Origin of the sequence: Streptomyces sp. 11-1-2 (assembly GCF_003595545.1) — a bacterium.
GTDB classification, from domain to species: domain Bacteria; phylum Actinomycetota; class Actinomycetes; order Streptomycetales; family Streptomycetaceae; genus Streptomyces; species Streptomyces hygroscopicus_B.
In genome coordinates this window covers 7681958-7698528 of the sequence record NZ_CP022545.1, presented here as the reverse complement: position 1 = coordinate 7698528, position 16571 = coordinate 7681958, and the positions used below count along the sequence as shown (strand labels likewise).

The 16571-nt window shown below is 71.6% G+C and carries 18 protein-coding genes and 1 pseudogene; 5 read left to right on the top strand and 14 right to left on the bottom strand.

Annotated elements, in window-relative coordinates; all coding sequences use genetic code 11:
- Positions 1-2: 2 nt before the first annotated feature.
- Complete coding sequence (locus CGL27_RS33215; RefSeq protein WP_014055172.1) at positions 3-212, bottom strand: hypothetical protein; 210 nt, start codon at positions 210-212, stop codon at positions 3-5.
- 372 nt (positions 213-584) lie between these two features.
- Complete coding sequence (locus tag CGL27_RS33210) at positions 585-866, bottom strand: acylphosphatase (RefSeq protein WP_119991626.1); 282 nt, start codon at positions 864-866, stop codon at positions 585-587.
- 305 nt (positions 867-1171) lie between these two features.
- On the opposite strand from CGL27_RS33210, the gene CGL27_RS33205 reads away from it, so the two are divergent.
- Both CGL27_RS33205 and CGL27_RS33200 read left to right on the top strand, forming a co-directional pair.
- On the top strand, positions 1172-1993 hold the full coding sequence (locus CGL27_RS33205) for a CAP domain-containing protein (RefSeq protein ID WP_346345752.1): 822 nt from the start codon (positions 1172-1174) through the stop codon (positions 1991-1993).
- 162 nt (positions 1994-2155) lie between these two features.
- Entirely contained in the window at positions 2156-2629 is a 474-nt protein-coding gene (locus tag CGL27_RS33200) for a helix-turn-helix domain-containing protein (protein ID WP_078643965.1), read from the top strand.
- Here the strand turns inward: CGL27_RS33200 and mutM are convergent.
- The 9 genes and pseudogenes from mutM to CGL27_RS33155 all read right to left on the bottom strand — a co-directional run bounded on the left by mutM (position 2545) and on the right by CGL27_RS33155 (position 11972).
- On the bottom strand, positions 2545-3477 hold the full coding sequence (gene mutM / locus CGL27_RS33195; protein WP_119991624.1) for a bifunctional DNA-formamidopyrimidine glycosylase/DNA-(apurinic or apyrimidinic site) lyase: 933 nt from the start codon (positions 3475-3477) through the stop codon (positions 2545-2547). The genes CGL27_RS33200 and mutM overlap by 85 nt on opposite strands.
- A 118-nt stretch (positions 3478-3595) precedes the next feature.
- Positions 3596-4432, bottom strand: coding sequence for a ribonuclease III (gene rnc, locus CGL27_RS33190; protein WP_078643962.1), 837 nt, complete (start codon positions 4430-4432; stop codon positions 3596-3598).
- A 19-nt stretch (positions 4433-4451) separates the two neighbouring features.
- A complete protein-coding gene (rpmF, locus tag CGL27_RS33185; RefSeq protein WP_009714764.1) occupies positions 4452-4625 on the bottom strand; it encodes a 50S ribosomal protein L32 in 174 nt (57 codons plus the stop codon).
- A gap of 2 nt (positions 4626-4627) precedes the next feature.
- Complete coding sequence (locus CGL27_RS33180; protein ID WP_240450723.1) at positions 4628-5218, bottom strand: YceD family protein; 591 nt, start codon at positions 5216-5218, stop codon at positions 4628-4630.
- Positions 5219-5419: 201 nt separating this feature from the next.
- Entirely contained in the window at positions 5420-6532 is a 1113-nt protein-coding gene (locus tag CGL27_RS33175) for a cell division initiation protein (protein WP_119991622.1), read from the bottom strand.
- 107 nt (positions 6533-6639) lie between these two features.
- Entirely contained in the window at positions 6640-7149 is a 510-nt protein-coding gene (gene coaD, locus CGL27_RS33170; protein WP_078643959.1) for a pantetheine-phosphate adenylyltransferase, read from the bottom strand.
- A complete protein-coding gene (rsmD, locus tag CGL27_RS33165; protein ID WP_119991621.1) occupies positions 7146-7733 on the bottom strand; it encodes a 16S rRNA (guanine(966)-N(2))-methyltransferase RsmD in 588 nt (195 codons plus the stop codon). The genes coaD and rsmD overlap by 4 nt, the downstream gene beginning before the upstream one ends.
- Positions 7734-7918: 185 nt before the next feature.
- The gene (gene recG, locus CGL27_RS33160) at positions 7919-10078 is read right to left on the bottom strand and encodes an ATP-dependent DNA helicase RecG (protein WP_240451025.1); all 2160 of its coding nucleotides are present in this window, start codon (positions 10076-10078) and stop codon (positions 7919-7921) included.
- Between the two features lie 128 nt (positions 10079-10206).
- Positions 10207-11972, bottom strand: a pseudogene (locus tag CGL27_RS33155) (DAK2 domain-containing protein).
- Between the two features lie 265 nt (positions 11973-12237).
- Here CGL27_RS33155 and rpmB point away from each other — a divergent pair.
- The gene (rpmB, locus tag CGL27_RS33150) at positions 12238-12423 is read left to right on the top strand and encodes a 50S ribosomal protein L28 (RefSeq protein WP_009714771.1); all 186 of its coding nucleotides are present in this window, start codon (positions 12238-12240) and stop codon (positions 12421-12423) included.
- Between the two features lie 110 nt (positions 12424-12533).
- On the opposite strand, the gene thiD is transcribed toward rpmB, so the two are convergent.
- Together thiD and CGL27_RS33140 are read right to left on the bottom strand one after the other, a co-directional pair.
- The gene (gene thiD / locus CGL27_RS33145) at positions 12534-13364 is read right to left on the bottom strand and encodes a bifunctional hydroxymethylpyrimidine kinase/phosphomethylpyrimidine kinase (RefSeq protein ID WP_119991619.1); all 831 of its coding nucleotides are present in this window, start codon (positions 13362-13364) and stop codon (positions 12534-12536) included.
- Between the two features lie 177 nt (positions 13365-13541).
- Positions 13542-14510 carry a thiamine-phosphate kinase gene (locus tag CGL27_RS33140; RefSeq protein WP_119991618.1) on the bottom strand — a complete coding sequence of 323 codons (969 nt, stop codon included), beginning with the start codon at positions 14508-14510 and terminating at the stop codon, positions 13542-13544.
- Between the two features lie 137 nt (positions 14511-14647).
- Between CGL27_RS33140 and CGL27_RS33135 the strand changes: the two genes are divergently transcribed.
- Together CGL27_RS33135 and CGL27_RS33130 are read left to right on the top strand one after the other, a co-directional pair.
- Positions 14648-14881, top strand: coding sequence for an Lrp/AsnC ligand binding domain-containing protein (locus CGL27_RS33135; RefSeq protein ID WP_078643950.1), 234 nt, complete (start codon positions 14648-14650; stop codon positions 14879-14881).
- A 20-nt stretch (positions 14882-14901) separates the two neighbouring features.
- Entirely contained in the window at positions 14902-15387 is a 486-nt protein-coding gene (locus tag CGL27_RS33130; protein WP_119991617.1) for a DUF3515 domain-containing protein, read from the top strand.
- Positions 15388-15398: 11 nt separating this feature from the next.
- Here the strand turns inward: CGL27_RS33130 and CGL27_RS33125 are convergent, their stop codons facing one another.
- A complete protein-coding gene (locus tag CGL27_RS33125) occupies positions 15399-16571 on the bottom strand; it encodes a D-alanine--D-alanine ligase family protein (RefSeq protein ID WP_078643947.1) in 1173 nt (390 codons plus the stop codon).

Below are 16571 nucleotides of genomic sequence, written 5' to 3'. Positions count from 1 at the left end.
GGTCAGGCGAGCGCAGGCTCCGCCTGGGATACGTCGATGCTTTCGAGCAGCGAGTCGCCGTGGTAGTGAGCGGCGGCGGACAGTGCGTCGTTCTCGGCCTGAATCCGGACGAGCTCGGATTCGAGATCCTGGACGCGCTGCTGAAGCCGTCGCATCTCGGCGAGGACTCGGGGGTCGGAACCGCCGACGTAACCGAGAAGCGCCTTTGCCATGATGGATGGTCCTCCACACTGAGTGACCGACCGAAGCGGTCTGGGTCGTGAGGGATTTGCACCCGCGTTGCCTGCCGAATTACTACCGTGCTGCGCGGCAAACAGTTAAGGTGCGCGGGGCTTCCAGCGTCTCACCAATTGGTTTGAGGGTCAACACGATCACATGCCGACGGGGCCGCAGGGGTCGAGAGCACACGGGCGGCGGACTGTGCCCACCCCTCTCCAGAGGACCCATGGCGGTCGGGGATCTTCCGTGACACCGCAGCCTTCCACGGCGCGGCTCCGTTGGCAACCATCAGCCGATTTCTGCTCACCGTGCGCAGGGAAGGCATGGTCAGCGGGGTACCGCGGAGGGTGCCACCGGTGAGTTGATCAACGGATTTCGAAGGTGCCGTAGCCACCGCGCGGTGTGTCCCAGATCTCGGTGATTCCCTCGACTTTCCCGGGCGTGTCGCCATCCCGCAGCCATTCGAGTAGCTGTTCGCATTCCGCACGCGGGCCCTCCGCGACCACCTGCACCCGCCCGTCGGCGAGGTTGGAGGCAAAGCCGACGAGGTCCCCGATACGCAGCGCGTTGGCCCGGGTGTACCAGCGGAAGCCGACGCCCTGGACATGGCCGCGGACCCACACGGTGAGGCGGACTCTCTCGTTCATACGCGCACGCTAACCCCACCCGCGAGCAGGCGCTAAACCATCCAATTAGCCACTGGGCACGCGCGTTGGGGCCCGAATGGCGTACAGTCCCGGCTCAACGAGACTCACCCACACGAGTGATACATGGCTCGCGCACACGAGTGACACATTTCGAGCGACTTTTGACGCCGAGAACACAAGGAAGGCAGGAGATGGGCCGCCATCGACGATCTGCCCCCGGGGCCGTGGCGCACGAGGCCATCGCAGGCCGCCACCGGGGACCGCACCGGAGCCCCCTCGCTCCGGTCCGGACCGGACTGTTGGGCGTGTCCGCCGCCGTCGCGGTTGGCGCGGTGGCGATGGCCTCCGGACTCGTTCCGGGAGACGGCTACAAACTGGGCGGGGGCAATGACTCCGCCGGACAGGTCCAGGCGGGCGGTCCCACGGACTCGGGCCTGGAGACACAGGGCTCGCAGTCCGCGGCCCCGACCGGCCGCAGCTCGATACCGCCCAGCCGCGGCGACGATCGCCCTCACGCACCCTCCACAACTCCCTCCAAGACCCCTTCCAAGCCCTCCAGCACCCCTTCCACCACACCGCCGGAGCAGCCGGGGTCCTCCGCGCCCTCCGGGAACGGCGGAGACGGCGGAAACGGCAAGGGCAACGGCAAGGGCAAGGGCAAGGGCAACTCGAAGGGCGGCGGACACGGGAAGCCGTCCCGTACGCCCACGACGGAGCCGACCGCGCCCCCGGCGGAGTCGGCCGGTCCCGAGACCGCCTCGGAGACCGAGGTCCTCACCCTCGTCAACAAGGAGCGCGAGAAGGTCGGCTGCGCCCCCGTGACGGCCGACCCCAAACTCGCCCAGTTGGCCGAGGACTTCAGCGAGGACATGTCCCTGCGCCAGTTCTTCGACCACATCAGCCCGGACGGCGACAGCCCCTGGGACCGCGCCGAGAGCGCGGGCATCCTGGATCTGGGCGGGGAGAACATCGCCCGCGGCCAGTCGGACGCGCAGGCCGTCATGGACTCCTGGATGAACAGCTCCGGCCACCGCGCCAACATCCTCAACTGCTCGTTCAAGCGACTGGGCGTCGGCACGCACTTGGGCACCGGCGGCCCCTGGTGGACCCAGGACTTCGGCTACTGAGCCGCTGAGCGGCCAGCCGCCGCGGGTCACCCGCCAAGCCCGGGGCGTACGCACGCGCCCCGGGCTTCGCATAGCCCGGGCTTCGCATGCGTCCGCAGCTGCATACTCACCATGCGAAAGCGCAGCCCGGGAGTCAGCGCTGAGTGCGCGTATGGTGTGTGCATGGACTGTGAACGCACTGGCGCGGCGTCCTCCACGGCGGACGCGGAGAACCTGCCCTTCGACGTGTTCGCCCGCGCCTGCCCCTCGCGCGGCACGCTGGAGCATGTCACCGGAAAATGGGGCGCCCTCATCCTGGGCGCGCTCCACGAGGGCACCTTCCGCTTCAACGAGCTGCGGCGGCGGGTCGACGGCGTCAGCGAGAAGATGCTGTCCCAGACACTGCACGCGCTGGAGCGCGACGGTCTGGTGCACCGCGAGGCGCAGCCGACCAACCCGCCCCGCGTGGACTACCGGCTGACCCCGCTGGGCAGCGGTGTCGCCGAGCGGCTGCTGGCACTGATCAATCTGGTCGAGGACCGGATGCCCGAGGTACTCACGGCGCAGGAGCGCTACGACACGGCGCGCGCCGACAGCGGCGAGGCGGCCGGGCGGGACGCCGGCCGGGCCGCGATGGCCGGGCGCGGCGGGCGCTGACAGCGCGGGCAGAAGTAGCTGGAGCGGTTCATCCAGGGGCGGCGGCGCATCGCGGTGCCGCAGCGGCGGCACGGCTCGTTCTCGCGGCCGTACGCGTCCAGGGAGCGCTCGAAGTACCCCGACTCGCCGTTCACATTGACGTAAAGGCTGTCGAAGCTTGTGCCGCCGACGGCCAGGGCCGCGGTCATCACCTCGCGCACATGGCCGAGGAGTTCGGCGGCGCGCGGGCGGGCGAGGGTCGCGGTCGGCCGGTCGTAGTGCAGCCGGGCGCGCCACAGCGCCTCGTCGGCGTAGATGTTGCCGACCCCGCTGATCAGCGACTGGTCCAGCAGGGCGCGCTTGATCGTGGTGCGGCGGCGGCGCAGCGCGGTGTGGAAGGCCGCCTCGTCGAAGGCGGGGTCCAGCGGGTCGCGGGCGATGTGCGCGATGGCGTCCGGCAGCCCCTCCAGGTCGCCGGGGACGGTGTCGTGCAGCGAGAGCCCGCCGAAAGTGCGCTGGTCGACGAAGCGCAGCTCGGTGCCCGCGTCATCGGCGAAGCGGACCCTGATGCGCAGATGCTTCTCGTCGGGCGCCTCGGCCGGCTGGACCAGCAGCTGCCCGCTCATCCCGAGATGGGCCAGGACCGCCTCGGCGGCGCCGTCATCGTCGAACGGCAGCCACAGGTACTTGCCGCGGCGGCGGACGATCCCGGTGCGGCGGCCCCTGAGCCGGGCCGCGAAGTCCTCCGGGCCGCCGAGGTGACGACGGACCGCGCGCGGATGCAGCACCTGGACCTCGGCGACCGTACGGCCGCTGACCCAGCGCTCCAGTCCGCGGCGGACCACCTCGACCTCGGGCAGCTCGGGCAACGGGGGCCTCCTTGGCCTTGAGCCCTCACCGCCCCCGGGCGGAACGGCCGGGCGGGCCGTCCGCCGCGGGGGCGGTGAGAGGTGTTACGGACGTGACGGACGGTACGGGGAAGGCCGATCAGCGTGCCGAGGAGGCCGTGTCGGCGGGGGCTCCGCCGTCCGCCGCCGTGGCGGCGGTTCCGGCGTCGGCCGCCTTGGCCTTCGCCTGAGCCTCGTCGGCAGCCGCGCGAATCGCGCGCCAGGCGGCCTCGGCCGCCTGCTGCTCGGCTTCCTTCTTGCTGCGGCCGGTGCCGGTGCCGTACGCGACACCACCGACGCGGGCAGCAGCCGTGAAGGTCTTCTCGTGGTCGGGACCCGTCTCGGAGACCAGGTACTCCGGGACCCCGAGCCCCTCGGTGGCGGTCAGCTCCTGGAGGCTGGTCTTCCAGTCCAGGCCGGCGCCGAGGTTCGAGGACTTCTCGATCAGCGGGTCGAATAGCCGGTGCACCAGCTCAGCGGCAGCGTCGAGCCCCTGGTCGAGATAGACCGCGCCGATCACCGCTTCAAGGGTGTCGGCGAGGATGGAAGCCTTGTCCCTGCCCCCGGTGCCCTCTTCGCCCCGGCCGAGCCGGATGAAGGCGCCGAGATCCAGACCGCGGCCCACTTCAGCGAGCGCGCGCGAGTTCACCACCGCGGCCCGCAGCTTGGCCAGCTGGCCCTCGGGCAGGTCGGGGTGGATGCGGTACAGCGTGTCGGTGACCACCAGGCCGAGCACGGAATCCCCGAGGAATTCCAGCCGCTCGTTGGTGGGCAGGCCGCCGTTCTCGTACGCGAAGGAGCGGTGGGTCAGCGCACGCACCAGAAGGGCGGACTCGAGCTGGTACCCGAGCCGCCCTTCCAGGATCGTGTGAGACGAGGCCGTGTCCGCCTGGGACGCTTCACCGCGCTTACGCGGGGGCGTAGTGGCGTCTGACATAGAGCCTGTCACCCGCCGATCAGACCTCGAGGACCTGGCGGCGGTTGTAGGTGCCGCAGCTCGGGCACGCGATGTGCTGCTGCTTCGGCTCATGGCAGCGCTCGCACGCCACCAGGGTGGGGACCGCAGCCTTCCACTGCGACCGGCGGTGGCGCGTGTTGCTGCGCGACATCTTCCGCTTCGGAACAGCCACGGCTACTTCTCCTGTGGGTCATCCCCGCGCTGGCGGGGTGCGTGGTCCTTCTCGCCGTCCCTCATGGTCTCGGCGAGTCCCTGCAGTGCCGCCCAACGGATGTCGGCGGCATCGTGATGGTGGTCGGGGTCGTCCGCGAGACGGGCGCCGCATTCGGCACACAGCCCCGGGCAGTCCTCCCGGCACACCGGCTGCAGCGGCAGTGCGAGCACCACCGCGTCACGCAGCACGGGCTCGAGGTCGAACAAGTCGGCCTCGAGGAAGAGCCTGTCCTCCTCCTCGGCGTCGTCGCCGGTATCCGCGTCGCGGCTCCGGTCGTCGGCGTCGGGGTAGGAGTACATCTCCTGGAATTCCGCTTCGAGCTCTCGCTCCAGCGGCTCCAGACACCTTACGCACTCCCCCGTCAGCGGTGCACGGGCGGTGCCTGTGACAAGCACCCCTTCCATGACCGACTCCAGGCGGAGGTCCAGCTCGACGGTCGCGCCTTCCGGCACCCCGATGACCTCGATGCCGAGGTCCTTCGGCGCCGCCACGGAACGGGAGAGCCTTTTCAGCGAACCAGGACGACGGCCCAGCTCGCGCGTGTCGAACACGAGAGGGGCACGGTGGTCGAGGCGGGCGTTCAGGGCTTCCTGCTTTCTACGCTACGGCGGGCCACCCGATCCTTCACTACGAAACGGGCAGCCGAGATCGCGGACGTACACGCGACCGAAGAGCCAGGATACTGGACAGGCCGCCGTAGACCCAATCCGCCCGGTGGGGGCGGAATTCCCGCGGCCTGAGGGGGACGGGACCTAGCGGCCCTGCTCGTACTGGCGGAGCTGATCGAGGTCGATCATGCTCGTGTCGAACAGGCTGGTCTCGTCGAGCGCGGCGTCCGACTGCTGCTGCTGATGGTGCTGCGGCGGCTGCTGGGGCTGCGGGGGCACGTAGCCCGCGTTCGGGTCGTAGCCCTGGGCCTGGGGCTGCTGCTGCCAGGTGTAGGCGTCCTGCTGATAACCGCCCTGCGTGGCGTACGGGTCCTGCTGCTGCGGTACGTACGCCTGCTGCTCCTGCTGCGGTACGTAAGCCTGCCGCTGGTAGCCGTACGCGTCCTGCTGCTGATAGCCCGCCGTGGCGGCGTAGTACGCGGCGTCGGCGGCCGCCTGATCGGGCTGGGCCACGGGCTGGGCGACCGCCGCCTGGGACTGGGCGAGGTCCGCCAGATAGTCGTCGTCGGTGGTCCGCAGGGCCATTCCGGCCTCGTCCTGGGCCGCCATATGGGCCCCGAGCTCATCGGCGGGCCGCGCCCCGAGCAGCTTCTGGCGGCCCCGGCCGACCGCCTCCAGGGTCTTGGAGAGGACCGCCGAGACGGCCCCCAGCTTGGTGTCCACGTATTCGTCGGCGCGCTGCCGCAGGGTCGCCGGGTCGGCGCTGCGCTCCGGGCCCTCGTCGGGCTGCTCGAAGCCGTCCTCGGCGCCGGGCGCGCGGCCGAGCAGCTTCTCCCGGCCGCGGCCCACCGAGCCGATGGTCTTGGTGAGCACGACCTCGAAGTTGGCCAGCTTGCTGTCCACGTAGTCGTCGGCCTCGGCCCGGATCTCCTCGGCCTCCCGGCGGGCCTCGGTGAGGATCCGGTCGGCCTCCTCCTGGGACTTCCGCACCATCTCCGTGTCCGAGATCAGCGAGGCGCCCTGGGCGTGCGCGGACTCGATGATCCGCCCGGCCTCCTGGCGGGCCTCCGCCACCATCTGGTCCCGGCCGCCGATCAGCTCCTGGGCGTGGGCCAGAGAGTCCGGGAGTGCCGCACGCACCTCTTCTAGCATGGCGAGCAGCTCGGCGCGGTTGATCACGCACGAGGCCGACATGGGCATGGACCGGGCGCCGCCGACGGTATCGACGATCTCGTCGAGCTTCTTCTGCACGTCCACTGTGGGTGCTCGCAGACTGTCTGGATGCGGATGGGAACGGAGAACGAACGGCACGACTGTACGGCGAGCGGACCGCTCCCGGACAGCCGCTGACGCCCCGTCAGCCGCTACTTCCGGCCGAGCCGCTCGGAGAGCGATTCCAGCACCACCGGAGGCACCAGGTGGGAGACGTCGCCGCCCCAGGCCGCGACCTCCTTGACCAGGCTGGAGGAGAGGAAGCTGTAGGTGGGGTTGGTGGGCACGAACAGCGTCTCCACGCCGGAGAGGCCGTTGTTCATCTGGGCCATCTGCAGCTCGTAGTCGAAGTCGCTGACGGCTCGCAGCCCCTTGACGATCGCGGGGATGTCCCGCTGCTTGCAGAAGTCGACCAGAAGTCCATGGAACGCCTCTACCTTGACGTTCCCGTACTCCTCGGTGGTCTGGCGGAGGAAATCGATCCGCTCGTCCACCGTGAACAGGCCCTGCTTCGACTTGTTGATCATCACGGCGACGTGCACGACGTCATAGAGCTTGGAGGCACGGCCGATGATGTCGAGGTGTCCATTGGTGACGGGGTCGAACGACCCCGGACAGACTGCGCGGCGCAATGGAAGTTCCTCGCTCTCGGGTCCGGTCATGACGCGTTCTCGCACGTCGAGGCGGCGCGACCGTACCAAAGCGTGCCCTCGCCGTACCGACGGGCCCGTAGCCCCTCGAATCCGGCAGGCCACACGAACTCCCCACCTCGTGTGCTGCGCTCAACGGTGACCAGCGCGTCGGCCGCTAGCCAGCCATTCCCCAGGAGTGTGAGGAGGATCTCCCGGAGTTCGGCGTCGGTGACGGCGTAGGGCGGGTCCAGGAAAACGACGTCGTACGGGCCGGTGACGGGGGCCTGTCCGGTGATGGTCTGTTCGGCCCTGCCGGTGCGCAGCTCCGCGCCGGGCAGACCGAGCGCCCGGACGTTCTGACGGATCGTGCGGGCCGCCCGCGGGTCGGACTCGACCAGCAGCACATGGACGGCGCCGCGGGACAGCGCCTCCAGGCCGACCGCGCCGGAGCCGCCGTACAGGTCGAGGACGCGGGCCCCGTCCAGCGAGCCGAGCAGCGACTCCCAGGTGGAGAACAGGCCCTCGCGCGCCCGGTCCGAAGTGGGTCGGGTGCCGTTTCCCGGCGGCACGGCCAGGCGTCGGCCGCCGGCCGCTCCGGCGATCACGCGGGTCATGGGTGTTGGCAGTCCTTCGCGGTGGTCGGGGCTGCGACGCACCGCGCCCGTCCGGGCGGGGCCGCCACACCTCCACGATATGGCGTACGGCGGCGGGCGGTGGCCGCGCGCTCCGATCGCGGAGCCCGGCCCCGCTCTCGGCGCTCGTCCCGGGCCTTGTCCCGGCCCCTGTTCCACCCCTTGTCTCAGCCCTTGTCGAGGTACTCCTCGCGCTCCTTGTCCAGCAGGGCGTCCAGGGCGGTGCGCAGCTCCGGGTATCCGGTCAGCTCCGGGTCGTCGGCGACGATCGCGGCCGCCTCCTCCCGGGCCGCCGCGATGACTTCCTCGTCGTCGATGACGGCGAGGACCCGCAGCGAGGAGCGGACCCCGGACTGGGCCTGGCCGAGCACATCGCCCTCCCGGCGCTGCTCCAGGTCGATCCGGGACAGCTCGAAGCCGTCGAGCGTGGCCGCGACCGCGCCCAGCCGCGCCCGGGCCGGGCTGCCCTCGGGCATGTCGGTCACCAGCAGACACAGCCCGGCGGCCGAGCCACGGCCGACGCGGCCGCGCAGCTGGTGGAGCTGGGAGACGCCGAACCGGTCGGCGTCCATGATCACCATGGCGGTGGCGTTGGGGACGTTGACACCGACCTCGATGACGGTCGTGGCGACCAGGACGTCCACCTCGCCCGCGGCGAAGCGGCGCATCACGTCGTCCTTGGCCTCGGGCTGCATCCGCCCGTGCAGCACCTCCACCCGCAGACCGCTCAGCGGGCCCTTGACGAGCTGCTCGGCGACCTCGACGACGGCCAGCGGCGGGCGCTTCTCGGCCTCGTCCTCGGGGGACGGGCTCGCGGCGCCCTTGGGCGCGTCCCCCTCATCGCCGACGTCGTCCCCGATCCGCGGGCACACCACATACCCTTGGTGCCCGGCGGCCACCTCCTCGCGCACCCGCTCCCAGGCGCGGGTCAGGAAGTGCGGCTTGTCCTTGGCGGGCACCACATGGGACGCGATCGGGGAGCGGCCCGAGGGCAACTGGTCCAGGACGGAGGTCTCCAGGTCGCCGAAGACGGTCATGGCGACGGTGCGCGGGATCGGGGTGGCCGTCATCACCAGCAGATGCGGGGGCTGCTTGCCCTTGGAGCGCAGGGCGTCGCGCTGCTCGACCCCGAAGCGGTGCTGCTCGTCGACGACCACCAGCCCCAGGTCGTGGAACTGGACCTTGTCCTCGATCAGGGCATGGGTGCCGATCACGATCCCGGCCTCGCCGGTGACCAGGTCCAGCAGCGCCTGACGGCGGGCAGCGGCGCCCATGGAACCGGTGAGCAGCACCACTTTGGTGCCCTGCTCCGCACCGCCGAGCATTCCTCCCTCGGCCAGCTCCCCCATCATCTCGGTGATCGAGCGGTGGTGCTGCTGGGCGAGCACCTCGGTGGGCGCGAGCATCGCCGCCTGTCCCCCGGCGTCCACGACGCCGAGCATCGCGCGCAGCGCGACCATGGTCTTGCCCGAGCCGACCTCGCCCTGGAGCAGCCGGTGCATGGGGTGGTCGGTGGCGAGGTCGGCGAAGATCTCCTCGCTGACCCGGCGCTGGCCGTCGGTGAGAGTGAAGGGCAGCCGGGCGTCGAAGGCGGTCAGCAGCCCGTCCGGCACGGGCTTGCGGGGCGCCGCGGGCAGTTGGGCGTCGGCCCGGCGGCGCCGGGCGAGCGCCACCTGCAGGACGAACGCCTCGTCCCACTTCAGGCGGTCCCGGGCCATCGCGATATCGGTCTTGGTGGCCGGTCGGTGGATCTTGCGCAGCGCCTCGGGGAGCGTGGCCAGCCCCCGGCCCTCGCGGAGGCCGTCGGGCAGCGGGTCGACGAGCCCGGCCAGCGCGGTCTCCTCGTGGCCGGCCGGGCCCAGCACGGTGTCGATGGCCTGCTGGATCTGCCAGGACTCCATCTGCTTGCACGCCGGGTAGAGCGGCAGCAGCTGATGGGCGAACGCCTCCACGGCCTCCGCGCCGCTCTCCGCGCCCAGCGCCTTGAACTCCGGGTGGGCCAGCTGCCGCTTGCGGTTGAAGACCGAGACCTTCCCGGCGAACATCGCGCGGGTGCCGGGCTGGAGCTCCGCCCGCGGCTTGTGCACACCCTTGCCGAAGAAGACGAGTTGGAGACGGCCGCTGCCGTCGGTGATGGTGACCTCCAGCCGGCGGCCCCGGCCGCCGTTGAACGTGTGCACCCGGGCGTCGGCGACCTGCGCCACCACGGTCACATGCTCGTCCAGGGGCAGATCGGACAGCCGGGTCAGCTCACCGCGCTCGGCGTACCGCCGCGGGTAGTGGTGCAGCAGATCGCCGACGGTGTGCAGGTCGAGATGGTCGGCCATCACCTTCGCGGTGTTGCCGCCCAGGACCTTCTTCAGTGGTTCATCCAGCACGGGCACTCGTCCATTGCACACCACGGGAGTGACAAAGCGGATGACGAGCGGGGTGATTCAGCGGCCGGCCGCCGGTCTCATTCGATGCCTATGATCAGCGGCGCGGTGGGCTGACCGCCGTGGTAGACGACCGTGTCGACGGCGAAGTGCCCCTCGCGCACATGCCGCTCCAGCCGTTCGGCGACCTCGTCCGGGAGGCCCCCGCCGAGTACCAGCGTGACCATCTCGCCGCCCGAGGCCAGCATCCGGTCCAGCACCGTCTCGGCGGTCGCGGCCAGCTCCGAGCCGATCACCGCCACATCGCCGTCGATCATGCCCAGGACGTCCCCGGCCTGGCACACCCCGGCCATGGTCCAGGACTGGCGCTCGGCGACGGCCAGTTCGGCGTAGCGGGTGGCGCCCGCGGCCGAGGTCATGGCGACCACGTCCTCGTCGAAGCTGCGGCCGGGCTCGTGGACGGCGAGCGCGGCGATGCCCTGGACGGCGGAGCGGGTGGGGATCACCGCGACCCGTACGCCCTCGGCGCGGGCCTGGGCAGCGGCCGCGGCGGCCGTATGGCGCAGCTCGGTGTCGTTCGGCAGCAGCACGACCTCCCGGGCGCCGGCCCGGCGGACCGCGTCGACCAGTTCACCGCTGCCGGGCGGTTCCCCGGGGCGGGTGGCGACCGCGGTCGCGCCCGCCTCGGCGCACAGCGCGGCCAGCCCGTCCCCGGGGACGACGGCGACCACGGCACGGCCCGTGCGCTCGGTGCGCGGCCCGCCCGTGGGGCCCTTGGCGCCGTGCTGATCCGGCAGGACGACGACCGGGCCCGGCCGGTCCGGGCCGTCGGCGCCCGCCTTACGGGCGGCGGCGCCGTCGAAGTGGGTGATCCGGATGCGGTACGGGCGCCCGGCCTGGATGCCCGCCTCCACGGCCGCCCCCGCGTCGTCCACATGGACGTGCACATTCCACAGGCCGTCGCCGCCGACGATCACCAAGGAGTCGCCGAGGGCGTCCAGCCGCTCCCTCAGGGCGGCCACGGCCATGTCGCCGGCCTCCAGGAGGTAGATCACCTCGAAGGCGGGCCCGCCATCCGCGGCGCTGTCGGCGGGACAGCCCGCGGGGTCCTGACCGTGCGTCCCGGCGGGCGCCAGGGCGTCACGCGTCAGGCCGTCACCGTGGGAGCGGGCGGGCGCGAGCGCCGCGGGAGCCTCGCCCGACAGGGCCTCGGCGAGCCCGCCCAGGACCGTCACCAAGCCGTAGCCGCCCGCGTCGACCACCCCGGCGCGGGCGAGGACGTCGAGCTGGCCGGGGGTGGCCTGGAGCGCCGTCCGGGCGCCCTCGTAGGCGGCGCGGGCCACGGTGGCGGCGTCGCCCGTGGCGCGCTCCGCGCCCTCCGCGGCGGCCACGGCGACCGTAAGGACGGTGCCTTCGACGGGGTGGGCGACGGCCAGGTAGGCGAGGTCGGCCGCGCGCCGCAGCGCCAGCCGCAGCCCGGCCGCCTCGTCTGCGCCCGGGCCCCCTGCGCCGGGCCGTCGGCCAGGACGTCCGCCATGCCGCGCAGCAGCTGCGCCAGGATCGTGCCGGAGTTGCCCTGCGCGCCGATCAGGGCGCCATGGGCCATGGCGCGCACCACATCGGCGAGGGTGGGGCGGGAGGCGGCGGGCGAGGCGGCGTGGCCGTCGAAGGCGGCGTCGACGGCCCGCGCGGCGGACTCGACGGTCAGATACAGATTGGTGCCGGTGTCCCCGTCCGCGACCGGATAGACATTGATCGCGTCGATGTCCGCGCGGGCCCGGCCCAGCGCGTCCAGCGCGAGCCCGCACCAGGTCCGTACCGCATCGGCGTCGAGCGTGTGCGGCACGTAACGTCCTCCTCGGAGGGTGCTGGGGCGGGGGCGGGCATCGCGTCACCGCAGGGTAGTCGCCGCCCTCGGCGGGTGCCGGGCCAGCCATGATAGTTTCGTTGTACGGGAGTGGCCGTTGTATGCTGCTCCGGTTGCCCGATGCGAATCGGGCCATTCCCCCCAGGCGCCGCCGATCTTCCACGATCCAGGCAACGTCCGGGGCTTCCGTTCAGTGTCCTGTCTCCTCGCGAGAAGCGAGGGTGACCCGTCTTTGGAGTAACCCGTGGCTGCCAACTGCGACGTCTGCGGCAAGGGGCCGGGCTTCGGCAACAACATCTCGCACTCGCACCGCCGCACCCGCCGTCGTTGGAACCCCAACATCCAGACGGTGCGCGCTGTGGTCGGTCGTACCCCGAAGCGGCTCAATGTCTGCACCTCGTGCATCAAGGCCGGCAAGGTTTCGCGCTAGTCGTCTAGTCGCACGGCCTCCCCGCGCAAGCGGGATCCGGTACGCCGAGGCCGGTCCACCATGGATGTGGACCGGCCTTTTCGCGTGCCCTTACGCACGCACTGCGTCCGTCAGTCCCGCAACCACCCGTGGTCGACCGGGCCGATGCCCGCGCCCAGCGGGAAGCCCGCCGCGATGGCACCCGTGACGTACTCCTTGGCCGCCGTGACGGCCTGAGGGACCTCGTATCCGCCCGCCAGATACGTGGCGATCGCCGCGGCGAGGGTGCACCCCGTGCCGTGGGTATGGCGGTTGTCGTGGCGGGGCGCCCGCAGCCAGTGCTCCTCGGTGCCGTCCGTGAGCAGATCCACCGCCTCGCCGCCGGGCAGATGGCCGCCCTTGATCAGCGCCCACCGCGGGCCGTGGCCCAGCACCGCCCCGGCCGCCCGCCGCTGATCGTCCTCCGACTCCACCCGGACGCCGGTGAGCTGAGTCACCTCGTCCAGGTTGGGCGTGGCGACGGTCGCGGTCGGCAGCAGCTTCGTACGGACCGCGTCGAGCGCCTCGGTGGCCAGCAGCGGGTCACCGTGCTTGGAGACCCCGACCGGATCGACGACCACCGGCGCGGGCAGCTCCGCGAGCAGCGCGGCGACGGTCTCGACCAGTTCGGCGGTCGCCAACATGCCGGTCTTGACCGCCTGGACGCCGATGTCGTCGGCCACACTGCGGAACTGGGCCCGTACGGCCTCGGCGGGCAGCTCCCAGGCGCCCTGGACACCCAGGGAGTTCTGCGCCGTCACCGCGGTGATCACGCTCATGCCGTGGGCGCCCAGGGCCAGCATGGTCTTCAGATCGGCCTGGATACCCGCACCGCCGCCGGAGTCCGATCCGGCGACGGTGAGGACGCGCACGGGCGCCGAGCCGTCATGGGAGGGGCGGGGGATACGAGGAGGCAGGACCATGGGGCCGAATCTACTCGCCGCCCCCGCGCCCCCGATGTCCCCCCTCGTCGCCCTTACCGCCGACGCGGCTCCCTACCGACGACTCGACGCCCTTACGCCCTTACGCCCTTACAGCGGACTCGACGCTCTTACCGCCGACTCGACGCCCCTATCCCCGGCTCGGCGTCGCCCTTACCGTCACTCGGCACCCTCACCGTCGCCGAAGTGGTCCCAGCCCCCATGGGCCCAGGGCGCTCCGTCCACCGTCACCTGGGGCAGCGCCGAGGGGTTCAGCACCTCGCCGATCACCTTCCAGCGGGCCGGCAGCTTGGCGTCGGGCGGGAAGGTAGCCACGATCGCGTGGTCCTCTCCCCCGCTGAGCACCCACTGCAGCGGATCGACGCCCACCGCCTGACCGATGTCCGACATCTGCGTGGGGACGTCGATGTCCCCCGAGCGCAGATCGATACGGACCTTGCTGGCCTCCGCGATATGCCCGAGGTCGGCCACCAGTCCGTCGCTCACATCGGTCATGGCGGTCGCGCCGAGCCCGGCGGCGGCCGGACCGGCGTGGTACGGCGGCTCCGGCCGGCGGTGCGCCTCGACGAAGGCCCGCGGCGAGCGGAAGCCGCGTGAGAGCACCGCGTGTCCGGCCGCCGACCAGCCCAGCCACCCGGTGACGGCGACAACGTCGCCGGGCTGGGCACCGGATCGGGTGACCGGCTCATGGTTGCGCAGATCGCCCAGGGCGGTGATGGCCACGGTGATGGTGTCCCCGCGCACCACATCTCCGCCGACCACGGCCGCGCCCGCGACCTGGCATTCGTCGCGGATGCCGTCCATCAGCTCGGCCGGCCAGGTCACCGGCAGATCGGCGGGGACCACCAGGCCGAGCAGCAGCGCGGTCGGCACCGCGCCCATGGCCGCGATGTCGGCCAGGTTCTGGGCCGCGGCCTTACGGCCGACGTCATAGGCGGTGGACCAGTCCCTGCGGAAGTGCCTGCCCTCCAGCAGGACATCCGTACTGGCCACGACCCTCCGGTCGGGCGCGGCCACGACCGCGGCATCGTCACCGGGCCCCAACCTCACCGCCGGGGTGGTGGTGAGCCGGGAGGTGAGCTCTCTGATGAGCCCGAACTCCCCCAACTCGCCCACGGTGCCCTTCATCCCATCGCCCCTTCGTGCTCGTGGCCGCTTGCCCACCACGCCGCGCTCCCCGCGCGGGTCTCCCCGCGCCGCATGGCGACGCGGTACCGTGGCGTCCCTTCTCTCCACATGATCCTCGTAGCCGCCCTGGAGGTTCCGTGGTACAGGCGTACATCCTGATCCAAACTGAGGTCGGCAAGGCCTCGACCGTGGCCGACATCATCGCCAAGCTCCCCGGGGTGATACAGGCGGAGGACGTCACGGGCCCTTACGACGTGATCGTCCGCGCCCAGGCCGACACGGTCGATGAACTCGGCCGCATGGTGGTCGCGAAAGTCCAGCAAGTCGAAGGCATCACTCGTACTCTGACCTGCCCGGTCGTCCATCTCTAGCTCCCCCGTATGCTCGGCCGATGAATTGCGCACACCGTAGTCTCACCCGAAGGCTCGTTCCGCTCGCGCTGGCCCTGGTGCCGATCACCGGTTGCTCCTTCATCGGGGATTCCGACGACAGCGTGGCGCTCGCGGTTCCCTCGCCGTCCGCGCAGGCGGCGGCGGTGTGCCGGGCGCTCCACAAGGAACTGCCCAGCACCGTGGACGGGCTGAAGCGGGGCACCGCCGAGCCCGCCTCGGACTACACAGCCGTGTGGGGGGACCCCGCCGTGCAGCTGCGCTGCGGGGTCCCCCGGCCGACGGCCATGAGCTCCACGACCGAGTCGGCCGAGGTGAACGGCGTCGCGTGGCTGCCGGAGAAGCAAAAGGACGGCTACCGCTTCACCACCGTACTTCGCCGGGCGTATGTCGAGGTGACCGTGCCCAGGAAGTACGCCCCCGAGATCAACGCCCTGCTCGACTTCGCCAAGGCCGTCAAGAAGACGGTGCCCAAGGGCGTGGCCTAGGGGCCCAGGCCCTAGCGCAGCCCCGTCGAGCGGCGCAGGGCGGCCTGCAGCAGCCGGTCCACCAGCTCGGGGTAGCTCACGCCGCTCTCCTGCCACATGCGCGGGTACATCGAGATCGGGGTGAAGCCGGGCATGGTGTTGATCTCGTTGATCACGAACTCGCCGCTGTCCAGCAGGAAGAAGTCGGCCCGGACCAGCCCCTCGCAGGACGCCGCGTCGAAGGCGGCCACCGCGAGCTCCTGGACCCGCCGGGTCTGCTCCTCGGTGAGCGGCGCGGGCACGATGCCGGCCGCCGAGTCGATGTACTTCGCCTCGAAGTCGTAGAAGGCGTGGGAGGAGACCGGCGGGATCTCGGCGGGCAGGCTCGCGCGCGGCCCGTCCTCGTACTCCAGCACCCCGCATTCGATCTCGCGGCCGCGCAGCAGCGCCTCCACGATGACCTTCGGGTCGTGGCGCCGGGCCTCCTCGATGGCCTCGTCCAGGTCCGCCGGGTCCTCGACCTTGGTGATGCCGATGGACGAGCCGGCCCGCGCGGGCTTCACGAAGAGCGGCCAGCCGTGCTCCGCGGCGAACTCCACGATCCGGCGGCGGGCGGCGGAAGGTTCCTGCTGCCACTCCCGGGGGCGGATCACCTCGTACGGGCCGACGGGCAGCCCGAAGGAGACGAACACCCGCTTCATGTACTCCTTGTCCATGCCCACGGCGGAGGCGAGCACCCCGGCGCCCACATACGGCACCCCGGACAGCTCCAGCAGCCCCTGGAGGGTGCCGTCCTCGCCGTACGGGCCGTGCAGCATGGGGAAGACGACATCGACGTCGCCCAGCGCCTTGGGCACCGACCCCGGCTCGCTGTAGACGACCTCGCGGTTCCCCGGGTCGACCGGGAGGACGACCGAACCCTCGCCGGACTCGGCGAGCCGTTCGACGCTGGGCAGCTCGCGGTTGGCGATGGCCATCCGCTCGGGCTCGTCGGCGGTCAGCGCCCAACGGCCGTCCGCGGTGATGCCGATCGGCAGCACGTCGTACTTCTCGCGGTCGATGGCGCGCAGCACGGCGCCCGCGGTGACCACCGAGATGGCGTGCTCGGAGCTGCGGCCGCCGAAGACGACGGCGACGCGCGGCTTGTGCCGCTCGCCTCCGGAAGAAGCCGGGACAGGGCCTGGGGAAGGGGTCTGGCTGCTCAT